Here is a 20,598-nt window from a genome sequence, read left to right on the forward strand (position 1 = left end):
CAGGCGGTTGTAGGTCGGCTTGCTCATGGGGGAATCCTTTTTCGATTAAGTGGTTAGAGGTGGTGTCGTTCAACTTGTGACCAGATTAATGAGCCGTCGAAAAAGGAAAAAGCGGCTGGAATCGGTTTGACTGTCCGGCCAAGGTGGACAATCGGCGGTTTGGCACGGCGCCCGGCCCGGACGTGACGGCCCCTTCAGAGCAACACCGGCCGAACTTTGCCGCACACCCGGGACTCAGTGTCTTACAGAGATCGCCGAAGAGGGATTCCACCCGTGTCCAGACGCAAACTGGCCATTGTCTTGTCGACTTTCCTGTTGTCTGTCAGTTGCGGCGTCGGCGCCGCGCCCGCCGCCGACCCACAGGCGCCACCCCAGCCGCTGGTGCAGGGCGGCCTGCTCGGCGCCCTCAGTTCCAGTATCGAAGAGGTTCAGGACAAGCTCGACCTCAACGACAACCTGCTGGATGCCTGGCGCCTGCGAGCCGACCGGGCGGCCGACGAAATGGATCGGCTGGTCAGCCAGACCGTCGAGCGTTCGCCCTGGAGCGTGGCCGCCGACTTCCTGCTGCTGTCGCTGGTCTGGGTCGGCAGTTTCGCCGGGCTGAGTCTGCTAGGCCGGTTCGGCGCCCACCGACTCAACCGCCAGCCAGTGTTGCTCGACCGTGAACGCGGCCGCTCGCTGGTGGGCTACATCCTGCCCTACATGTTGCCGGCCCTGGCCAGCCTGCCGCTGACCCTCTACGCCAGTCACCTGCTGCCGGTCTCGGTGGGCCGTGCGCTGGCGTTGTGCCTGGCCTACGCCACCAGCAGCGGGGTGTTCTCCACGGGCTTGCTGCTGTGCCTGAGCGTGCTGTTCGACCTTGGCCACAAGCGCCATGCGGTGCGGATCATCCGCAACTACAGCCCGCGCCCGCTGTTCCTGATCGGCTTTCTGGCGGCTCTCAGCGACGCGCTCACCAGCCCGCAGATCGCCCGGCAACTGGGGGGCAACATCACCAGCAGTGTCGCCGTGTTCACCGGATTGTTCGCCTCGCTCCTGTTCGGCGTGCTGGTGTTTCGCCTGCGCCGGCCGGTGGCCCACCTGATCCGCAACCGTTCGCTGGCTCAACGCCTGCGCCAGCCGGCCCTGCAGGAGTCGCTGCGGATTTTCTCCGGCCTGTGGTACTGGCCGATCCTGCTGATGGTGCTGGTGTCGGCAGTGAACCTGATCGGTGCCGGCGAAGACAGCCAGAAAGCCTTGCGCTGCGCCTTGCTGACCACCGTGCTGCTGATCGGCACGGTGTTTCTCAGCACGATCATCCAGCACCTGTTCAAGGGCCGCAGTGCCGAGGCGATCCAGCGCAGCAGCGTGTACAAGGAACGCCTGCTGAGCCTGTTGCATGCCCTGCTGCGGATCGTCCTGGCGGTGGCCTTCATCGAGTTGCTGGGACGGATCTGGGGCCTGTCGCTCTACGAGTTCGCCGTGCAGAACACCGTCGGTCGGGCAATCAGCGATGCCCTCAGCCGCATCGGCCTGATCCTGCTGGCGACCTGGCTGCTCTGGGTGGTGCTCGACACGGCGATCCAGGAGGCGTTGAAACCGCCGGTCAATCCGCGCTCGTCGCGCCAGCCGAGCATGCGGGTGAAAACCATCCTGCCGCTGTTGCGCAATGCGGTGAAGATCATCCTGGTGGTGATCTGCACCATCACCACCATGGCCAACCTTGGGATCAACGTCGCGCCGCTGCTGGCGGGGGCCGGGGTGGTCGGGCTGGCGATCGGCTTCGGTTCGCAGCAACTGGTGCAGGACGTGATCACCGGCCTGTTCATCATTATCGAGGACACCTTGTCCATCGGCGACTGGGTGGTGCTCGACTCCGGTCACGCCGGTACCGTGGAGGGGCTGACCATCCGTACCCTGCGCCTGCGCGACGGCAAGGGCTTCGTCCATTCGGTGCCGTTCGGCCAGATCAAGGCGGTCACCAACCAGTCGCGGCAATTCGCCTTTGCGTTCTTCTCGGTACAGTTCACCTACGACACCGATGTCGACAAGGCCACCGCGCTGATCCGCGAGGCCGGGCGGATGATCAGCGAGGACAGCTTCCTCAAGTTCAACCTGCAGGGGCCGCTGGAAGTGTTCGGGGTGGATCGCATGGACCTCAATGGCGTGGTGCTGACGGCGCAGTTCCGCACCGTCTCGGGTGGGCAGTACGCGGTGAGCCGGGCGTTCAACGAGCGCTTGAAGAAACTGGTGGACCAGAGCCCGTGGGTGCACTTCGCGCAGACTTATCCACAGCAGGTGATGTTGCCGTCGAGATTGCCGGCGACAGAGCAGGAGCCCGCGAAGCCATGAGCTGACGCAAAACCTGTAGGAGCCGGCTTGCTGGCGATCCGCCGCAGGCGGCCATTCAACAAGGTTTGCACCGATAGTGGGATAGCTATCGCCAGCAAGCCGGCTCCTACAGGTTGGGGGCATATCAACGGGCAGCTTTTACCGGTAGGGCCGGATCAGCTTTTGCCTGAGCTCATCCGCCGCCGGTGGCTCCAGTTCCAGCCAGAACACCTGCTTGCCGGCGATTTCGGCTGCCGCCGGCACCCCGTCGCGATACACCAGCCGATTCCCCGCCAGCGCCGGCACCTTGCTGCCGGGCAACAGGGTCCCGACCAGGTTCAGCGGGTCTGCACCACACACCGCGACCAGGCTGCCATCCAATGGCCGACGGCGAACCTCGCGCAGCAACGGAATCGCCTCGGGCAGGGCGAACTGCTCGCCAGCCAGGCCACTGACGAAACGCCCGCCGCGAATTTCGCCACGGGCCTCCAGCCGATGCAGGGTGCGCAACAGTTCACGCCAGCTCGGCAGCCATTCCGCCTCCCGCTCCAGCAGCCGCCAGAACACCACGCCATAGCGGCGCAAGAGGGTCCTGGCAATGTGTTCGAGGGTTTCCTCGGGCAGTCGCTCCTTATCGCTGGCCGCTGGTGACGCGCGCCGCAACAGGGCCCAGCGCCCGGCGTCGTCCATGCCGCCGACCAGCGGCCCACGCCCACGCCGTGGACTGCGCGCCTGGCGCTTGCTGGCCGGGGTGACCAGAGCCCGCAGCCCGGCGAAGCTGTCGGCATTCACCAGGCCGGCACCGACCAGCTCCTGCAGTGCCGCTTCCAGCTCGGTCGGCAGCAGATGGGCCTCGTGCAGCAGCTCATCGAAGAACAGCGCGCCGTGCTGGCTCAGCGCGGCATGGACTTTCAGCGTGCGCGGTGACAGCTCCTCGACGGCGGTCTGTTGCGCCAGGCTGCTCCACAGCGCGACCTGTGGCCGTGGCAGCAGCACGATAGGCGTACTGCGCAACGTGGTCGCCGCCGTTTTGCCGCGAGCGTTGAGCCGGGTCCAGACCAGTCTGCCCGAACGGCACAGCTCATCCAGCCAGCTCGGCGAATAATCCTTCAGGCGGGCATTGAGCAGCTCACTGTCCCAGGTGCCGGCCGCTGCGGCATAGCCCTCGAGCTGGCTGACGATGGCCGGCAGTGCCGCACTGCCCCGGGCCTGGCTGGCGCTCGACAGGTGCTGCCAATCGAACAGGAAACGCATGAAGTCCTGCAGGCTGACCGGCTCGATCTCCCGACGCAGGCGCTTGACCGTATAGCGATGGATGCGCGCCAGCAGATGTCGTTCGCACCATTGCTCAGTGCTGGCGCCAGGGCTGAAACGGCCGCGCAGCACATACCCTTCGCCTTCCAGTTTCGCCAGGGCCTGGGCAACCGTGCTGCTGTCCAGGGCCAGCGGCCGGGCGATCTCCGCCAGTGACAACGGGCCGAAACCACTGAGGCGGGCGCGAATCACCTCGACGGCCGCCTCGTCGCCGTCCCGGCATCGCTCGAAGTCCGCCAGCGCCTGCAGCGGCGGTTGCAGCGCGGCCTGTGGATAAAGTGCCTGCAGGCAATTCAGGCGCTCCAGGGCGACCCAACCACCCTGGCCGTCGATTTGCAGGCGGGTGGCCCGTCCACTGTTTGCCAGGGCCCGGAGCCAATCCGACCAGTGCTCATTGTTCGCCACCTCGGCATCGCTGATCAGCGCCAGGCTCATCAACGCTTCGTGCATCTCGTCGACGCTGGCCGGTTGTGGCCAGGCCTCCGCCCGTACCGCCTCGATCGCCTCAGCATCGAGCGCGCCGAGATCGTCGGTGCTCTGCGGGTCGCTCCAGCGGCGGTTGAGTACGGCCTGGGTCCGACGTTCCTCCAGCGGCGCATCGTCGAGAAAGGTGTAGGGCTTGGCGCTGAGAATCTCCGCCGCCAGCGGCGAGGGGGCGGGCAGGTCGCGGGCGACCAGGCGGATATCGCCGGCCTCCATGCGTCTCAGCAAGGCCAGCCAGCCTTCGCTGTCCATGGCCTCGTGCAGGCAGTCGTCGAGGGTCTGCTGCACCAGCGGATGGTCGGGAATCTCCCGTTCGCCGGCGAGGTTTTCCAGGCAGGCGATCTGGTCCGGGAACACGCAGGCGGTCAGGTCTTCGCCCTTCATCCGCTGGATCTGCGGCGGCACCTTGCGCCCGCCGACGAAACGCGGCAACGCCAGCGCGACCCCGGCATTCCAGCGCCAGCGCACGCCGAACAACGGCGCGTCGAGCAACGCCTGGACGAGGATCTGTTCAGCGCTCTTGCTGTGCAGGTAACGCCAGACTTCCTCCAGGGCGAAGCTGTGGCTGGTGGACAGCGACAGCACGATGGCGTCCTCACTGGCGGCCGCCTGCAGTTCGAAGTTGAACGTGCGGCAGAAGCGCTTGCGCAGCGCCAGGCCCCAGGCGCGGTTGACGCGGCTGCCGAACGGGCTGTGGATAACCAGCTGGGTACCGCCGGACTCGTCGAAGAAACGCTCCATCAGCAGGGTGTCCTGGGATGGCAAGGCCCCCAGGGCCTGACGCGCGCGGGCCAGGTACTCGACGATCTGTTCGGCGCTGGCCAGGTCCAGGCCAAGCTCCTGGCACAGCCAGTCGAGGCTCGGTTGCAGATCGCCGGGTGTGATTCCCAGTCGTTCGTCCAACTGGCCACGCAGGCGCGCTACGGCAAACGACAGCTCGTTGCTGCGCCCCGGCGCCTCGCCGAGCCAGAACGGGATGCTCGGCGGCTGCCCGTGGGCATCCTCGACCCGCACCCGGCCGGTTTCCACCCGCAGGATCCGATAGGAATGGTTGCCCAACTGGAACACGTCGCCGGCGATGCTCTCCACCGCGAAGTCTTCATTGACGCTGCCGATATTCAGCCCCTGGGGTTCGAGCAGCACGGCATAGTCGGCGTTGTCCGGAATCGTCCCGCCGCTGGTCAGTGCCGTCAGTTGGGCCCCGCGCCGTCCGCGCAGGGTACGGGCCACGGTATCGTGGTGCAGGTAGGCGCTGCGCAGGCCCTGGCGGCTGTTGAAACCCTCGGCGAGCATCCGCAGCAGGGCCTGGTAGGTCTGGTCGTTCAGCCCAGAGTAGGGGCTGGCGCGGTGGATCATTTCCAGCAGTGCCGCCTCCTGCCATTCCTGGCAACCGACCTCGGCAACGATCTGCTGCGCCAGCACGTCCAGCGGGGCACGGGGAATCAGCAGGGTATCGAGTTCGCCACGGCGCACGCAGTCGAGCAGGGCGGCACATTCGAGCAGGTCGTCGCGACTGGTCGGGAACAGCCGGCCCTTGGGCGTGCCGCCGACCTGGTGACCGGAACGGCCGACCCGTTGCAGAAATGCCGAGATCGAGCCAGGCGAACCGATCTGGCAGACCAGTTCGACTTCGCCGATATCGATGCCCAGCTCCAGCGAGGCGGTGGCGACCAGCACCCGTAGCGCTCCGCGCTTGAGACGCTGTTCGGCCTCCAGGCGCTGTTCCTTGGCCAGGCTGCCGTGGTGCGCGGCGACGGCCTGCTTGCCGAGGCGCTCGCTCAGGTGGCGGGTCAGGCGTTCGGCCAGGCGCCGGGTATTGACGAACACCAGGGTGGTGCGATGTTCGCGGGTCAGTTCGGCGAGGCGGTCGTAGACCAGCTCCCAGACGTCGGTCGCCATCACCGCGCTCAACGGAACCTTGGGGACCTCGATCGCCAGGTCGCGCGGGCGGGCATGGCCGGTGTCGATGATCTCGCAAGGGCGCTGGCTACCGACCAGCAAGCGCGACACCGCTTCGATGGGCTTCTGCGTGGCCGACAGGCCGATGCGCAGCAATGGCTGACGACACAACACCTGCAGGCGTTCGAGGCTCAGGGCCAGGTGGCTGCCACGCTTGCTGGCGGCGATGGCATGGATTTCATCGACGATCACCGTACCGGTGGTGGCGAGCAGGCGCCGCCCGGATTCGGAGCCGAGCAGTACGTACAGTGATTCCGGAGTGGTAACCAGGATGTGCGGTGCGCGCTTGCGCATCTGCACGCGCTCCTTGTCCGGGGTATCGCCGGTGCGCACCGCCGTATCGATCCGCAGTGCGGGCAGCCCCTGGCGCTCCAGTTCGGCGGTGATGCCGGCCAATGGCTCCTGCAGGTTGATGCGGATATCGTTGGACAGCGCCTTGAGCGGCGAGACATACACCACGCGGGTCTCGGCCGGCAGCTTGCCGTCCTGGTCGAGTCCCTGGCGCACCAGGTCGTCGATGACCGCGAGAAAGGCCGTGAGGGTCTTGCCGGAGCCGGTGGGCGCGGCGATCAGCGTCGACTGGCGCCGGGCGATCAGCGGCCAGGCCCGGGCCTGGGCGGCAGTGACGTCCGGGAAGGTCTTGCGAAACCAGGCGCTGACGGCCGGGTGAAAACCCGCCAGGACGCCGGGGACCGATTCGGGAAGGTTCATATCCCCTTTATGCGGCCGCCGGCCGCAGCTTGCAAGCGCCATGGGCTTGTTCACGCCTCCTGGCACTTTCTCCGTGACGGTTGCATCCAAAACCCGCAAAATGCAACGATTATGGTTATTGCCAATGGGGAAACCCCGGTTTTCCATACACTTTCATCGTTCTGAACTGATTCTGGGCCAGCTGACTCTATGCGAATGCGCCTTATGTTATTGGGCGGCGGGAATGCCCTCGGGCAGGCGCTGATTCGCCTGGGGGCGGAGGAAGACATCAGCTTCCTCGCCCCCCGCCCGCCGCAGGACGGCTGGGACGCCGCGAGCCTGACGCAACTGCTGGACGACACCCGTCCGGATGCGTTGATCAACCTCGCCTATTATTTCGACTGGTTCCAGGCTGAAACGGTCAGCGAAACCCGCCTGGCCGGCCAGGAGAGTGCGGTCGAGCGTCTGGCCGAACTTTGCCAGCATCACAACATCATCCTCGTCCAGCCCTCCAGCTATCGGGTTTTCGATGGCTCGCGGGCGACCGCCTACAGCGAAAAGGACGAGCCGGTACCGCTCGGCCTGCGTGGCCAGGCCCTGTGGCGCATCGAGCAGAGCGTTCGGGCGACCTGCCCGCAGCATGTGCTGCTGCGTTTCGGCTGGTTGCTGGATGACAGCCGCGAAGGCTCGCTGGGACGCTTCCTGGCGCGTGCCGAGCAGCCGCAAGAGCTGCTCTTGGCCGATGACCGACGCGGCAACCCGACGCCGGTGGACGACGCGGCGCGGGTGATCATCTCGGTGCTCAAGCAACTCGATTGCGCGGCGCCGCTGTGGGGCACCTATCACTACGCCGGGCATGAAGCGACCACGCCGCTGGCGCTGGGCCAGGCGATCCTGGGTGAAGCGCGCAGCTACCGCTCGCTGGCGATCGAGGCACCCACCGCCCAGGCCCACGCGGCCCGCCCGGATGCCGCCGAGGAGCCGCAGCACGCGGTGCTGGCCTGCAAGAAAATCCTTCACACCTTCGGCATCAAGCCCCGCGCCTGGCGCGCCGGGCTGCCGGCTTTACTGGACAGGTTCTACCGTCATGGCTGATGCCCCCATTCTGATCACCGGTGGCGCCGGCTTCATTGGTTCCAACCTGGCCGAGTTGCTGTTGGCCAAGGGTTACTCGATTCGCGTGCTGGACGACCTGTCGACCGGCAAGCGCGGCAACCTGGCGCTGGACGACCCACGGGTCGAACTGATCGAGGGCGACGTGGCCGATGCCGCGCTGGTTGCCCGGGTCATGGTCGGCTGCCAGGCGGTGGTGCACCTGGCGGCCGTGGCTTCGGTGCAGGCGTCGGTGGACGACCCGGTGCGGACCCACCAGAGCAACTTCATCGGCACGCTGAACGTCTGCGAGGCCATGCGCCAGGCGGGCGTCAAGCGGGTGCTGTTCGCCTCCAGCGCGGCGGTGTACGGCAACAACGGCGAAGGCGAGTCGATCGTCGAGGACACGCCCAAGGCGCCGCTGACCCCCTACGCCTCGGACAAGCTGGCCAGCGAATACTACTTCGACTTCTACCGCCGCCAGCATGGCCTGGAACCGGTGATCTTCCGCTTCTTCAACGTGTTCGGCCCGCGTCAGGATCCGTCCTCGCCGTATTCCGGGGTGATCAGCATCTTCAGCGAACGGGCCGAGAGGGGCTTGCCGATCACCGTGTTCGGCGATGGCGAGCAGACCCGCGATTTCATCTACGTCGGCGACCTGGTGGATGTGCTGGTGCAGGCGCTCGAAGCGCCACGGGTGGAGGAAGGCGCGATCAACGTCGGCCTGAACCGCTCCACCACCCTCAACCAGCTGTTGCAGGCGCTGGCCGAAGTGGTCGGGCCGCTGCCGCCGGTGAGCTACGCGCCGGCCCGTTCCGGTGATATCCGCCATTCGCGGGCGAACAACCAGCGTCTGCTGGCGCGTTTCGCGTTCCCCGAGCCGACGCCGATGAGCGTCGGGCTGGCTCGCTTGCTGGGCCGTTGAGGCCCTTCGGCACAAATGAAAAAGGCGCCTTTCGAGGCGCCTTTTTTCGTGCGGGCTGGGTCAGAACTTGTAGCCCAGGCCAACCATGTAGACCATTGGGTCGACATCGACGTTGACCTTGGCCCGGGTGCCGCCGGCCACGGCATTGTTGTCGACATAGGCAGTGGTGTCGATGTCGATGTAGCGGACCTGGGCGTTGATCATCAGCTTGTCGGTGAGCATGTAGTCGGCACCGACCTGCCAGGCCACGCCCCAGGAGTTCTTCGCACGGAAGTTGTCGAAGCCGGCGGCGCTCGCCTCGCTGCCAACGTGCTCGTCGTAGATCCAGGTGTAGTTGATACCCGCGCCCAGGTAAGGCTGGAAGGCCGACTTGGCGTCGAGCGGGTAGTAGACCAGGCTCAGGGTCGGTGGCAGGTGCTTGAGGGTACCGAGCTTGCCGTTGGCGGCGCCCAGGGCGGTGTTCTTGATCTTCACGTCATGCTCGAATGGGGTCGCCGCCAGCAGCTCGATACCCAGGTGGTCGGTGACCATGTAAGCGAAGTTCAGACCCAACTGGGTGTCGCTGCTCATGGTCGCCTTGCCGCCGAGGTCGGCGCCGGCCAGCGGGCCACGGTCGACCTTGACGCTGGAACTGTCGGCTTTCGGATTGACCGTGATCGCACCGGCGCGAACGATGATGTCACCGGCATCGTGGGCGTGGGCGAGTGGGGCGGCGAGGGCGAGCGCAACGAGAGAGGCGCTGAGCAGTGACTTGTGCATGAGGGGCTCCAGAGGATGTTTCGAATTCACTGGATCCAATGGTAAGGAGCGGACCGATCAGGTCCTTGACTCAGCTCAATGAAAGGCCAATCGAGCGCAGTCGGGGAGTCGGATGTTGTCTGTCCGGGCGCATTCGCGGGCAAGCCCGGCTCCTACAGGTCTGCCGTGGCTACACCGATTGTGGCTGGGCACAAAACGGCAGGAACCGGGCTTGTCGGGACGCCGCATCGCCGCGAATGCGCCAGTCCGGTTCCCAACCAGCCGCTTGCTTCAATCCGGCAACTCGTACACATAGATCTTCTGCGCTTCCATGCTGTACCCGGCATCCGCCAGCTCGCTGGTGCTCGGCTTGACCTGCAGCACACCCTCGATCCAGTACGGCTGGTACAACTCGTCGAGCTTGACTCCCAGCTCGCTGGTCACGTGCACGATCTGGTTCGATGGCGGGGGCGGCACATGGATGCAGGCGCCGAAGTACGGTACCAGCAGGAACTCCGTGGTCCGGCCTTCCTCGCTCACCTCCAGCGGCACGATGTAGCCTGGCAAGCGCACATGCTGACCATCGAGAGCCTTGACCACCGGTGCGTTGGGCAACGCCTGCTTGGCCGCCGGAGCGGCCTCGGGGTCCATGTTGCCCAGTTGCGAGAGGTCGTGCAGTGGGCGCATATCGGGCACCTCCGGTGGTGCATCCGGCGGGATCATCTCCTGCCAGACCAGCTCGCGGATCGTGTCCTTGGCCCAGGTGGGCAGCCCCACCACCAACAGCAGGGCCAACAGGACGCGGGGCAATACGGTTCTCTTCATCGCACAAGGGCTCACAAACGAATGGACAGGCCGTCGGCCAGTGACTGTCGATAGGCGCGCCAGGCTGGCACACTGCCCATCAACAGGGCGGCCACGAGGATACCGCCGAGCAGCGTCCATTCATATTCGCTTGGCCAGGACAGCGGCAGATAGAGACCGTAGTTGGACTGCACGTAGCCCTGGGCCAGGGCAATACCCAGGTACAACAGGCCGAGCCCGGACGCCACGCCGGCCAGCGCCAGGGCGAAGGCTTCCAGCACCAGCAGGCTGGCGATATGCCAAGGCCGCGCGCCCACCGAACGCAGGATCGCCATCTCCCGGCGGCGTTCGTTGAGGCTGGTGAGGATCGCCGTGAGCATGCCGATCAGGCCGGTCAGCACCACGAACAGCGAGACCACGAACAGGGCCTTTTCCGCCGTGCCCATCAGGCTCCAGAGTTCCTGCAGGGCCACGCCGGGGAGGATCGCCAGCATCGGCTCGCCACGGAATTCATTGATCTCGCGTTGCAGGGCGAAGGTCGCGATCTTGCTCTTGAGGCCGAGCATGAAGGCGGTGATCGCCTGGGGCGTGAGGTCCATGTTGCGCGCCTGGTCGGCGCTGATCCGCCCGGCGCCGTGAGCCGGTACGCCGTTGTGCCAGTCGATGTGAATCGCCTCCATGCCGCCGAGGCTGATGTGCAACGTGCGATCGACCGGCGTGCCGGTGCGCTTGAGGATGCCGACTACGGTGAACGGCTTGTCGTCGTGCTTGACCAGGCTGATCGCTGCCACGCCGTGGGCCAGCACCAGCTTGTCACCAAGCTTGTAGTGCAGGGCCTCGGCGACTTCGGCACCGAGCACCACTTCGAACGGGTCGCTGGCGAAGGCGCGGCCGCTGGCCAGTTCCAGGTTTTGCTGGTGACCGTACTGGTAGTGCTCGAAGTACGACTCGTTGGTCCCCAGCACCCGGTAGCCGCGGTGCGAGTCGCCGAGGGACATCGGGATCGCCCATTTCACCCGTGGGTCGTTGGCGAAGTGCTCGAAGCTGTCCCAGCGGATGTTGTTGGTGGCGTTGCCGATGCGGAACACCGAGTACAGCAGCAGGTTCACCGAGCCCGAGCGGGCGCCGACGATCAGGTCGGTGCCGCTGATGGTGCTGGCGAAACTGGCGCGAGCCTCGGTGCGCACCCGCTCCACCGCCAGCAGCAGGCAGACCGAGAGGGCGATGGCGAAGGCCGTGAGCAGGGCGGTAAAGCGGCGGTTGGCCAGGCTGGCCAGGGCCAGTCGAAACAGATACATCTCAGACCTCCGCGGGCGCGGCCGCGCGATTGAGTTCGGCCAGGGACAGGTGACGGTCGAACAATGACGCCAGGCTCTGGTCATGGCTGACGAACAGCAGGCTGGAGCCGGCCTCGCGGCATTCGGCGAACAGCAGCTGGATGAAGGCCTCGCGGGCGTCGTAGTCGAGCGCCGAAGTCGGCTCGTCGGCGATCACCAGCTCTGGCTGGCCGATCAGCGCGCGGGCGGCGGCGACGCGCTGCTGCTGGCCGATCGATAGCGAATCGGCGCGGCGTTCCAGCAGCGCCGGATCCTTCAGGCCCAGGTGGGCGAGCAGGGTCGCGGCGGCCTGATCGACACTGCCGTGGCGCTGGGTGGCACGACTGGCACGCAGCCTGGAGAAATGGCAAGGCAGCTCGACGTTCTCGCGCACCGAGAGAAACGGCAGCAGGTTGAACTGCTGGAAGATGTAGCCGGTGTGATCGACGCGGAAACGGTCGCGGGCACCGGCGCCGAGTTCGGTCAGTTCCTGGCCGAGCAGGCGGATGCTGCCGCGGCTGGGTTTCTGCACGCCGCCGAGCAGGCCGAGCAGGGTGGTCTTGCCACTGCCGCTGGGGCCCTTGAGAAACAGGGTTTCGCCGGGTTCCAGGCGGAACGCCGGAATATCCAGCAACTGCGGATGCCCGGGCCAGTTGAAGCCCAGGTCGGACAGTTCGATAAGTGCTTGGGTCATGGAAACCGCTTCACGAATGATGAGCCCTGTAGGAGCCGGCTTGCTGGCGATAGCGATGCCACTGGCACCACCGCCGGGTGGCCGCCTGCGGCGGATCGTCGGAACGCCGCCCGCAGCAAGCCGGCTCCTACAAAGGTGCGTTATGTCAGAACTTCAGGGTAGCGGCCTTCGGCGTCGCATCGACACCCTGCTGACCGCTTGGCGAGATCAGTTGTACCTGGATTTTCTGCGTGGCGGGGAAGGTCTTGAAAACTTGGCTCAGGTCGAGCTGCTTGAGCGCCGCCGGCGTGCTGCAGGTGAACTGGTAGTGCGCGTGGATCTCGCTGTGGTCGTGGTGATGTTCGTGCTCACCGGCGGCCTCGGCATGGTCGTCATCATCGTCATCGTGGTCGGCATCTTCCGGCGCCTTGTCGCCGAACAGTGGGCTTTCCAGTTCCTGGTTGGCGACCACGCAGCCGGCGCCCTTGGGCAGGTTGAACAGCTCCAGCGGCTTGTCCAGCAGCGCGCGCACGGCAGCGACCTTGGCCTTGTCGGCGTCGCTGGTGGCCGCGTGCTCGAAGCCCACCAGGTTCATCGCCGGGCTTTGCAGCTCCAGCTCCAGGGTCTGGGCATCCAGCACCGCGTTCAGGCGGCCTACGCCGTGTTCGTGGGCACCGAGGCTGCCATGTTCTTTTTCATGGGCCTGGGCAGCGACCAGGGGCAGCAAGGCGAAAGGCAGGGCGAGAAGCAGGCGGCGCATGGGCGTTTCTCCGGAAACGGCGATCAGGGATTTTGTTATGTGATCTTATAACGTTTCCTGCTGTTTCGGCCACCCGCTTGGCTATCCCGCTGACGCGTGGGAGCATGCGCCTTGCCAGTGGCACAGAAGATGAGCGAGGACCGAGGCATGGTGAGGATTCGTGGGACCGTCGGCGCATGGCCGGTGGATTTGACGCTGGAACTGGATGACAGCGAATGGGCCCGGCTGGGCGCGCGATTGCAGGGTATGGAGCCACGGCAAGTGGCCGCCACTGCGGTGCCGAGCAAGCCGGCAAGCCAGGACGACACCCAATGGCAACTGGCCCGGGATCTGCTGCGCCGGGCCGGGCAATTGAGTGGCCCGGAACTGTTGGAACAGTTGGAGGCGCTGACGGGCACCACGGCGGCCGGCAAGCGCTTGCTGGTGCGGCTGCGCCATAGCAGCGAGGTCAAGGTCGAGAGTGGTACGGATTCGCCGCTCTACAGTTGGATCGGTGGTTGATTGCCGGCGACACGACACCGAAAAATCTTCTTCATTACCTCGCGTCAACTGTCGACGTCTTGACCCAGGTCATCGCACGTTCAGGATTCTTGGCTAGAGTTATCCATTGGCAGGCAGTTTTCGCCGCCACCGTGATTGCCAAGAGGCGCCGGCGATGTCCCGTGCGCCCCCACCTGATCAGGAGTGCACGATGGACCTCAACCGTCGGCAGTTCTTCAAGGTCGCCGCCATCGGCCTTGGAGGCTCGAGCCTTGCGGCGTTGGGCATGGCCCCGACGCAGGCATTCGCCGAGCAGGTGCGCCACTTCAAGCTGGCGCATACCAAGGAAACCCGCAACACCTGTCCCTACTGCTCGGTCGGCTGCGGCCTGATCCTGTACAGCCAGGGCGACGCGGGCAAGAACGTCAAGCAGAACATCATCCATATCGAGGGCGACGCGGACCATCCGGTCAACCGCGGCACTCTCTGCCCGAAAGGCGCCGGCCTGCTGGACTTTATCCACAGCCCGAGCCGACTGATGTACCCCGAGGTACGCAAGCCCGGCAGCCAGGAATGGACCCGCATCGGTTGGGACGAAGCGCTCGATCGCGTCGCCGAGCTGATGAAGCAGGACCGCGATGCCAACTTCATCGAGAAGAATGCCCAGGGCCAGACGGTCAACCGCTGGCTCACCACGGGGTTCCTTGCCGCGTCCGCCGCTTCCAGCGAAGCCGGCTACCTGACGCACAAGGTGATCCGCTCGCTCGGCATGCTGGGGTTCGATAACCAGGCGCGTGTCTGACACGGTCCGACGGTGGCAAGTCTTGCCCCGACGTACGGCCGTGGCGCCATGACCAATCACTGGTCTGACATCGCCAACGCGAACCTGGTCCTGGTGATGGGCGGCAACGCTGCCGAAGCGCATCCGTGCGGCTTCAAGTGGGTGACCGAAGCCAAGGCGCACAACAAGGCGCGGCTGATCGTGGTCGACCCGCGGTTCACCCGTACCGCCTCGGTGGCGGACTACTATGCGCCGATCCGCACCGGTAGCGACATCGCCTTCATGGGCGGGCTGATCAACTATCTGCTGAGCCATGACAGGATCCAGCACGAATACGTGCGCAACTACACTGACGTGTCGTTCATCGTCAAGGCTGGCTATGGCTTCGAGGATGGCCTGTTCAGCGGCTACGACGCGGCCAGGCGCAGCTATGTCGACAAGTCCGGCTGGGGTTATGAACTCGGCGAGGACGGGTTTGCCAAGGTCGATCCGACCCTGCAGCACCCGCGTTGCGTCTACCAGTTGATGAAGCAGCACTACAGCCGCTACACGCCGGAAGTGGCGAGCATGACCTGTGGCATGCCCCAGGACCGGATGATGACGATCTGGGAAGAGATCGCCACCTGCTCGGCACCGGGCAAGACCATGACCATCCTCTATGCCCTGGGCTGGACCCAGCATTCGATCGGTGCGCAGATCATCCGCAGCGCGGCGATGGTGCAACTGTTGCTGGGCAACGTCGGCATGCCGGGAGGCGGGGTCAACGCCCTGCGCGGGCACTCCAACATCCAGGGCCTGACCGACCTGGGGCTGCTGTCCAACTCGCTGCCGGGCTACCTGACCCTGGCCGGTGATGCCGAGCAGGACTACGCCACCTTCATCGACAAGCGTGCACCCAAGCCGCTGCGGCCGGGGCAACTGTCCTACTGGCAGAACTACGGCAAGTTCCACGTCAGCCTGATGAAGGCCTGGTATGGCGCCAACGCCACCGCAGCCAACAACTGGGGCTACGACTGGCTGCCCAAGCTCGACGTGCCGGCCTACGACGTGCTGCGCATGTTCGAGATGATGGGTCAGGGCAAGGTCAACGGCTACATGTGCCAGGGCTTCAATCCGATTGCCGCGCTGCCGGACAAGAACCGCGTCACCGCCGCCCTGGGCAAGCTCAAGTGGCTGGTGGTCATGGACCCGCTGGCCACCGAAACCTCGGAGTTCTGGCGCAACGCCGGGCCGTTCAACGACGTCGACACGGCCAACATCCAGACCGAGGTGATCCGCCTGCCCACCACCTGCTTCGCCGAGGAGGACGGCTCGCTGGTCAACAGCAGTCGCTGGCTGCAATGGCACTGGAAGGGCGCCGATGGCCCCGGTGAAACCCGTACCGATGTGCAGATCATGAGCGAACTGTTCCTGCGCCTGCGTCATCGCTACCAGGCCGAGGGTGGTGCCTATCCGGACCCGATGCTCAATATCAGCTGGCCGTACAAGATTCCCGAGGAGCCTTCGCCCGAAGAGCTGGCCAAGGAGATGAACGGCTGGGCGGTCAGCGACCTGAGCGACGCGAGCGGCACCACGCTCAAGGCCGGCCAGCAACTCTCTGCCTTTGCCCAGTTGAAGGACGACGGCAGCACCGCGTCCGGCTGCTGGATCTTCGCCGGCTGCTGGACCGAGCAGGGCAACCAGATGGCCCGGCGTGACAACAGCGACCCGTACGGCATGCACCAGGTGCAGAACTGGGCCTGGGCCTGGCCGGCCAACCGCCGCATCCTCTACAACCGTGCCTCCAGCGACCCGCAGGGCAAGCCCTGGGATCCGGAGAAAAAACGCCTGGTGTGGTGGAACGGCAAGGCCTGGGGCGGCACCGACGTGCCGGACTTCAAGGTCGACTCGCCGCCGGAAGCGGGGATGAATCCGTTCATCATGAACCCCGAAGGCGTGGCGCGGTTCTTTGCGCTCGACAAAATGGCCGAAGGGCCGTTCCCCGAGCACTACGAACCGTTCGAGACGCCGATCGGCATCAACCCGCTGCACCCGCAGAACAAGAAGGCGATCAGCAACCCGGCCGGGCGGATCTTCGATTCGGTGTGGGATACCCTCGGCAAGCACGAGGAATATCCCTACGCGGCGACCACCTACCGGCTGACCGAACACTTCCACTTCTGGAGCAAGCATTGCCGGCTCAACGCGATTGCCCAGCCCGAGCAGTTCGTCGAGATCGGCGAGGTGCTGGCCAACGAGAAGGGGATCAAGGCCGGCGATCGGGTGCGGGTATCGAGCAAGCGCGGACACATCGACGCGGTGGCGGTGGTGACCAAGCGGATCCGTCCGCTGCGGGTCAACAACCAGACCGTGCACCAGATCGGCATCCCGTTGCACTGGGGCTTCACCGGCACGACCCGGCATGGCTACCTGACCAACACCCTGGTGCCGTTCCTCGGTGACGGCAACACCCAGACGCCGGAGTCCAAGTCGTTCCTCGTCAAAGTGGAGAAACTCTGATGGCCAGCCAAGACATCATCGCCCGCTCCGCCACGACCACCGTGCCGCCTTCGGTACGCCAGCAGCAGGAAGTCGCCAAGCTGATCGACACCACCCAGTGCATCGGCTGCAAGGCCTGCCAGGTGGCGTGCTCGGAGTGGAACGAACTGCGTGACGAGGTCGGCCACAACCATGGCACCTACGACAACCCCCAGGACCTCAGTGCCGAAACCTGGACCCTGATGCGCTTCACCGAACACGAGCGCGACGACGGCAACCTGGAGTGGCTGATCCGCAAGGACGGCTGCATGCACTGCGCCGATCCCGGTTGCCTGAAGGCCTGCCCGAGCCCGGGGGCGATCATCAAGCACGCCAACGGTATCGTCGACTTCAACCAGGACCACTGCATCGGTTGCGGCTACTGCATCACCGGCTGCCCGTTCAACATCCCGCGGATCTCGCAGAAGGACCACAAGGCCTACAAGTGCACCCTGTGTTCCGACCGCGTGACCGTCGGCCTGGAGCCGGCCTGCGTGAAGACCTGCCCGACCGGGGCGATCGTCTTCGGCAGCAAGGACGAGATGAAGGTGCATGCCGCCGAGCGTATCGTCGACCTCAAGTCGCGTGGCTACGACAAGGCCGGGCTGTACGATCCGGATGGCGTCGGCGGCACCCACGTGATGTACGTGCTGCACCATGCCGACACGCCGAAGCTGTACGCCGGTTTGCCGGAACAACCGGTGATCAGCCCGCTGGTCGGCCTGTGGAAAGGCGTGACCAAGCCGCTGGCGCTGCTGGCCATGGGCGCGGCGGTGCTGGCCGGGTTCTTTCACTATGTGCGGGTCGGGCCGCAGCGGGTCGAGGAGGAGGAACATCCGACTCCGCCCGACGGCAGTGTCCACCCGGTGGATCCCTCGGTGCATGTCTATGATCCGAACCGGCCCGACGGGCAGGGGGAGCAGCGGCCATGAAGGACAACAAGCCTATCCTGCGCTACAACGCCAACGAGCGCAGCAACCACTGGATCGTCGCGATCCTGTTCGTGCTGGCCGGGTTGTCGGGGCTGGCGCTGTTTCATCCGGCGCTGTTCTGGCTGAGCAACCTGTTCGGCGGCGGGCCGTGGACACGCATCCTGCACCCGTTCATCGGGGTGGCGATGTTCGTGTTTTTCCTCGGGCTGGTGCTGCGCTTCTGGCGCGCCAACTTCATCACCGCCAATGACCGGCTGTGGCTGCGCCGGGTCGACCGGGTGATGCGCAACCAGGAAGAAGGCGTGCCGCCGATCGGCAAGTACAACGCCGGGCAGAAGCTGCTGTTCTGGACCCTGCTGGCGTGCATGCTGGTGCTGCTGGTCAGCGGCGTGGTGATCTGGCGGGCGTACTTCAGTCACTACTTTGGCATCGGCGCGATCCGTTTGAGTGCCTTGCTGCATGCACTGGCGGCGTTCGTACTGATCCTCAGCATCATCGTGCACATCTACGCCGGGATCTGGATCAAGGGATCGATTGGCGCCATGCTGCATGGCTGGGTCAGCCGGGCCTGGGCACGCAAGCATCATGAACTGTGGTACCGCGAGGTGACCGGCGACAAGAGCCCTCACGACCACGGCGGAAAACAAGGATGAACGTTTGAGCACCATTCTCGAACCCGGACAGATCGAAGCGTCGGCGGTAGCGCCGCCGTTCCTGCATTTGCCGCCGGCCAACCTCTTCGAACTGCGTGCCGTACGCCTGGAACAGCTCGCCGAGGGGCATGCCCTGGGCGACTACCTGCGCCTGATCGCGCAACTGTGCCGGGTCCAGCAGCAACTGATCGACCATCCGCCTGGTGGCGTGCCGGTGGCCGAGGAGCGTCAGCGCCTGTGTATCAGCCATGGGCTGCCGCCGTTGGCGGCGGACAGCCTGGTGCGTGAGGGACCGTGGCTGGCCTGGCTGCAGGCGTTGCTCGAACATCTGGCACCGCCAGGGGACGGGGCGCTGGCCGACGCGGTGCAGCGCTTGCGCGACAGCGACGACAGCCAGCGCAAGGGGTGGGGCATCGCCCTGCTCGGCGGGCAGTACGATGCCGTGCCGGCCGCCCTGGTGCCCTTTATCGGCGCCGCGCTGCAGGCGGCCTGGTCCAGTTGGCTGCTGGCCTTGCCCAGCCCGGAACTCAAGCCTGCCGGCAGCCTGGCCCAATGTCCGGCCTGCGGTTCGCCGGCCATGGCCGGGGTGGTGCGCAACCGTGGCAAGCACAATGGCCTGCGTTATCTGGCGTGCTCGCTGTGCGCCTGTGAATGGCATGTCGTGCGGGTCAAGTGCGTGTACTGCGAGTCGAGCAAGGACCTGCGCTACACCAGTATCGAGGATGACCGACACGCGCCCGGCAAGGCGCCGTTGCGGGCCGAGTGCTGTCCGAGTTGCCAGGGCTACCTCAAGCAGAGCTACCTGGAGAACGACGCTGCGGGCGAGCCGTTGGCCGATGACCTGGCGAGCCTGGCCCTGGATATCCGGCTGGACGAGGAGGGCTTCCAGCGCCTGGCCCCGAACCTGATGCTGGCGCCCGGGGGAGGGTGAGTGGCTACACTGGAAAATCGCGTTGCCCTCATTCGCGGGCAAGCCGCGCTCCTACAAGGTGGAGTCGTTCACCTATTGGGTGGCGTGCAGGCTCCTGTAGGAGCGGCCGGCCGACGCTCGGTTGCCCGCGAATGGGCCCGTCCCGACACCGAATGAACTAAAGGTTGCCCGAATGCCCGCGAACCTCGCCAACGTCCCCCCACGCCTGCCCTCCATCGACACCCTGCTGCGCCATCCCGCTTGCCAGCCGTTGCTCGACCGCCATGGCCGCGACGCTGTCCTGGCCACCCTGCGCCAACTGCTCGACGACCTGCGCGAGCCCGTTCGCCAGGGCCAGTTGAGCGCGCCGGAACTGGCTGCCGAAGTCCTGCTCGGCCGCGCCGGCGAGCGCCTGGCGATCCAGCAGCGCAGCCAGGTCCGTCGGGTGTTCAACCTGACCGGCACGGTGTTGCACACGAACCTCGGCCGGGCGCTGCTGCCCGAAGAGGCTGTCGAAGCCATGCAGACCGCCGCCCGCTACCCGCTCAATCTCGAATTCGACCTGGACACCGGCAAGCGCGGCGACCGCGATGATCTGATCGAGGGGTTGATCCGCGAGCTGACTGGCGCTGAAGCGGTCACCGTGGTCAACAACAACGCCGCGGCCGTGCTGCTGGCGCTCAACAGTCTGGGCGCGCGCAAGGAAGGTATCATCTCCCGTGGCGAACTGATCGAGATCGGCGGCGCCTTCCGCATCCCCGACATCATGGCCCGCGCCGGCGTGCGCCTGCACGAGATCGGCACCACCAACCGCACCCACGCCCGCGACTACGAGGGCGCGATCAACCCGCGCACCGGCCTGTTGATGCGCGTGCATTGCAGCAACTACAGCATCCAGGGTTTCACTACCCAGGTGCCCACCGCCGAGCTGGCGCGTATTGCCCATCAACATGAGTTGCCCCTGCTCGAAGACCTGGGCAGCGGCAGCCTGCTCGACCTCACCCGCTGGGGGCTGCCCGCCGAGCCGACCGTGCGCCAGGCGCTGGTCGACGGCGCCGATATCGTCACCTTCAGCGGCGACAAGCTGCTCGGCGGGCCCCAGGCCGGGATCATCGTCGGCCGCAAGGAACTGATCGCGAAGATCAAGAAGAACCCGCTCAAGCGCGCCCTGCGGGTGGACAAGATCACCCTGGCGGCACTCGAAGCGGTGCTGGCGCTCTACCGCAACCCGGACCGCCTGGCCGAGCGCCTGCCGAGCCTG

15 protein-coding genes are annotated in these 20,598 nt (G+C 65.8%); 9 read left to right on the forward strand and 6 right to left on the reverse strand.

The window, feature by feature from the left end:
- Nucleotides 1-300: 300 nt before the first annotated feature.
- Nucleotides 301-2,331, forward strand: coding sequence for a mechanosensitive ion channel family protein (locus K675_RS0128205; RefSeq protein ID WP_080635419.1), 2,031 nt, complete (start codon nucleotides 301-303; stop codon nucleotides 2,329-2,331).
- A 138-nt stretch (nucleotides 2,332-2,469) separates the two neighbouring features.
- Here K675_RS0128205 and K675_RS0128210 read toward each other — a convergent pair whose 3' ends face one another.
- The gene (locus K675_RS0128210; protein WP_017906813.1) at nucleotides 2,470-6,777 is read right to left on the reverse strand and encodes an Lhr family helicase; all 4,308 of its coding nucleotides are present in this window, start codon (nucleotides 6,775-6,777) and stop codon (nucleotides 2,470-2,472) included.
- Nucleotides 6,778-6,966: 189 nt separating this feature from the next.
- On the opposite strand from K675_RS0128210, the gene K675_RS0128215 reads away from it, so the two are divergent.
- On the forward strand, nucleotides 6,967-7,851 hold the full coding sequence (locus K675_RS0128215; protein WP_080635417.1) for a sugar nucleotide-binding protein: 885 nt from the start codon (nucleotides 6,967-6,969) through the stop codon (nucleotides 7,849-7,851).
- Nucleotides 7,844-8,773, forward strand: coding sequence for an NAD-dependent epimerase/dehydratase family protein (locus K675_RS0128220; RefSeq protein ID WP_017906815.1), 930 nt, complete (start codon nucleotides 7,844-7,846; stop codon nucleotides 8,771-8,773). The genes K675_RS0128215 and K675_RS0128220 overlap by 8 nt, the downstream gene beginning before the upstream one ends.
- Nucleotides 8,774-8,833: 60 nt before the next feature.
- Here the strand turns inward: K675_RS0128220 and K675_RS0128225 are convergent, their stop codons facing one another.
- The 5 genes from K675_RS0128225 to K675_RS0128245 all read right to left on the reverse strand — a co-directional run bounded on the left by K675_RS0128225 (nucleotide 8,834) and on the right by K675_RS0128245 (nucleotide 13,064).
- A complete protein-coding gene (locus tag K675_RS0128225) occupies nucleotides 8,834-9,532 on the reverse strand; it encodes an OmpW/AlkL family protein (protein WP_017906816.1) in 699 nt (232 codons plus the stop codon).
- Nucleotides 9,533-9,802: 270 nt separating this feature from the next.
- Nucleotides 9,803-10,336: a DUF3299 domain-containing protein gene (locus K675_RS0128230; protein ID WP_037007344.1), complete on the reverse strand. Its 534-nt coding sequence runs from the start codon at nucleotides 10,334-10,336 to the stop codon at nucleotides 9,803-9,805.
- Nucleotides 10,337-10,347: 11 nt separating this feature from the next.
- Nucleotides 10,348-11,613 carry an ABC transporter permease gene (locus K675_RS0128235; RefSeq protein ID WP_017906818.1) on the reverse strand — a complete coding sequence of 422 codons (1,266 nt, stop codon included), beginning with the start codon at nucleotides 11,611-11,613 and terminating at the stop codon, nucleotides 10,348-10,350.
- A gap of 1 nt (nucleotide 11,614) precedes the next feature.
- On the reverse strand, nucleotides 11,615-12,325 hold the full coding sequence (locus K675_RS0128240) for an ABC transporter ATP-binding protein (protein ID WP_017906819.1): 711 nt from the start codon (nucleotides 12,323-12,325) through the stop codon (nucleotides 11,615-11,617).
- Between the two features lie 145 nt (nucleotides 12,326-12,470).
- Nucleotides 12,471-13,064 (reverse strand): DUF2796 domain-containing protein, encoded by a 594-nt coding sequence (locus K675_RS0128245; RefSeq protein WP_017906820.1) that lies wholly within the window; start codon nucleotides 13,062-13,064, stop codon nucleotides 12,471-12,473.
- 147 nt (nucleotides 13,065-13,211) lie between these two features.
- On the opposite strand from K675_RS0128245, the gene K675_RS0128250 reads away from it, so the two are divergent.
- The 6 genes from K675_RS0128250 to selA all read left to right on the forward strand — a co-directional run.
- Nucleotides 13,212-13,565 (forward strand): hypothetical protein, encoded by a 354-nt coding sequence (locus K675_RS0128250; RefSeq protein WP_017906821.1) that lies wholly within the window; start codon nucleotides 13,212-13,214, stop codon nucleotides 13,563-13,565.
- Nucleotides 13,566-13,755: 190 nt separating this feature from the next.
- The gene (gene fdnG, locus K675_RS0128260) at nucleotides 13,756-16,824 is read left to right on the forward strand and encodes a formate dehydrogenase-N subunit alpha (protein WP_157384010.1); all 3,069 of its coding nucleotides are present in this window, start codon (nucleotides 13,756-13,758) and stop codon (nucleotides 16,822-16,824) included.
- Entirely contained in the window at nucleotides 16,824-17,774 is a 951-nt protein-coding gene (gene fdxH, locus K675_RS0128265) for a formate dehydrogenase subunit beta (RefSeq protein ID WP_017906824.1), read from the forward strand. Before fdnG ends, fdxH begins: the two co-directional genes overlap by 1 nt.
- Nucleotides 17,771-18,427 (forward strand): formate dehydrogenase subunit gamma, encoded by a 657-nt coding sequence (locus K675_RS0128270; protein WP_017906825.1) that lies wholly within the window; start codon nucleotides 17,771-17,773, stop codon nucleotides 18,425-18,427. Before fdxH ends, K675_RS0128270 begins: the two co-directional genes overlap by 4 nt.
- Nucleotides 18,428-18,431: 4 nt before the next feature.
- Nucleotides 18,432-19,358 carry a formate dehydrogenase accessory protein FdhE gene (fdhE, locus tag K675_RS0128275; RefSeq protein WP_017906826.1) on the forward strand — a complete coding sequence of 309 codons (927 nt, stop codon included), beginning with the start codon at nucleotides 18,432-18,434 and terminating at the stop codon, nucleotides 19,356-19,358.
- 172 nt (nucleotides 19,359-19,530) lie between these two features.
- Nucleotides 19,531-20,598, forward strand: a 1,068-nt coding sequence (selA, locus tag K675_RS0128280) for an L-seryl-tRNA(Sec) selenium transferase (RefSeq protein WP_017906827.1), incomplete at its 3' end; no start/stop codon positions are given.

Source organism: Pseudomonas fuscovaginae SE-1, from assembly GCF_000364705.1.
Classification (GTDB): Bacteria; Pseudomonadota; Gammaproteobacteria; order Pseudomonadales; family Pseudomonadaceae; genus Aquipseudomonas; species Aquipseudomonas fuscovaginae_A.

Bases quoted from the DNA above. Each gene is read 5' to 3' on its own strand.
- K675_RS0128210 (WP_017906813.1), bottom strand. From the start codon at position 6,777: ATGAACCTTCCCGAATCGGTCCCCGGCGTCCTGGCGGGTTTTCACCCG.
- K675_RS0128215 (WP_080635417.1), top strand. From the start codon at position 6,967: ATGCGAATGCGCCTTATGTTATTGGGCGGCGGGAATGCCCTCGGGCAG.
- K675_RS0128220 (WP_017906815.1), top strand. From the start codon at position 7,844: ATGGCTGATGCCCCCATTCTGATCACCGGTGGCGCCGGCTTCATTGGT.
- K675_RS0128225 (WP_017906816.1), bottom strand. From the start codon at position 9,532: ATGCACAAGTCACTGCTCAGCGCCTCTCTCGTTGCGCTCGCCCTCGCC.
- K675_RS0128230 (WP_037007344.1), bottom strand. From the start codon at position 10,336: ATGAAGAGAACCGTATTGCCCCGCGTCCTGTTGGCCCTGCTGTTGGTG.
- K675_RS0128235 (WP_017906818.1), bottom strand. From the start codon at position 11,613: ATGTATCTGTTTCGACTGGCCCTGGCCAGCCTGGCCAACCGCCGCTTT.
- K675_RS0128240 (WP_017906819.1), bottom strand. From the start codon at position 12,325: ATGACCCAAGCACTTATCGAACTGTCCGACCTGGGCTTCAACTGGCCC.
- K675_RS0128245 (WP_017906820.1), bottom strand. From the start codon at position 13,064: ATGCGCCGCCTGCTTCTCGCCCTGCCTTTCGCCTTGCTGCCCCTGGTC.
- K675_RS0128250 (WP_017906821.1), top strand. From the start codon at position 13,212: ATGGTGAGGATTCGTGGGACCGTCGGCGCATGGCCGGTGGATTTGACG.
- fdxH (WP_017906824.1), top strand. From the start codon at position 16,824: ATGGCCAGCCAAGACATCATCGCCCGCTCCGCCACGACCACCGTGCCG.
- K675_RS0128270 (WP_017906825.1), top strand. From the start codon at position 17,771: ATGAAGGACAACAAGCCTATCCTGCGCTACAACGCCAACGAGCGCAGC.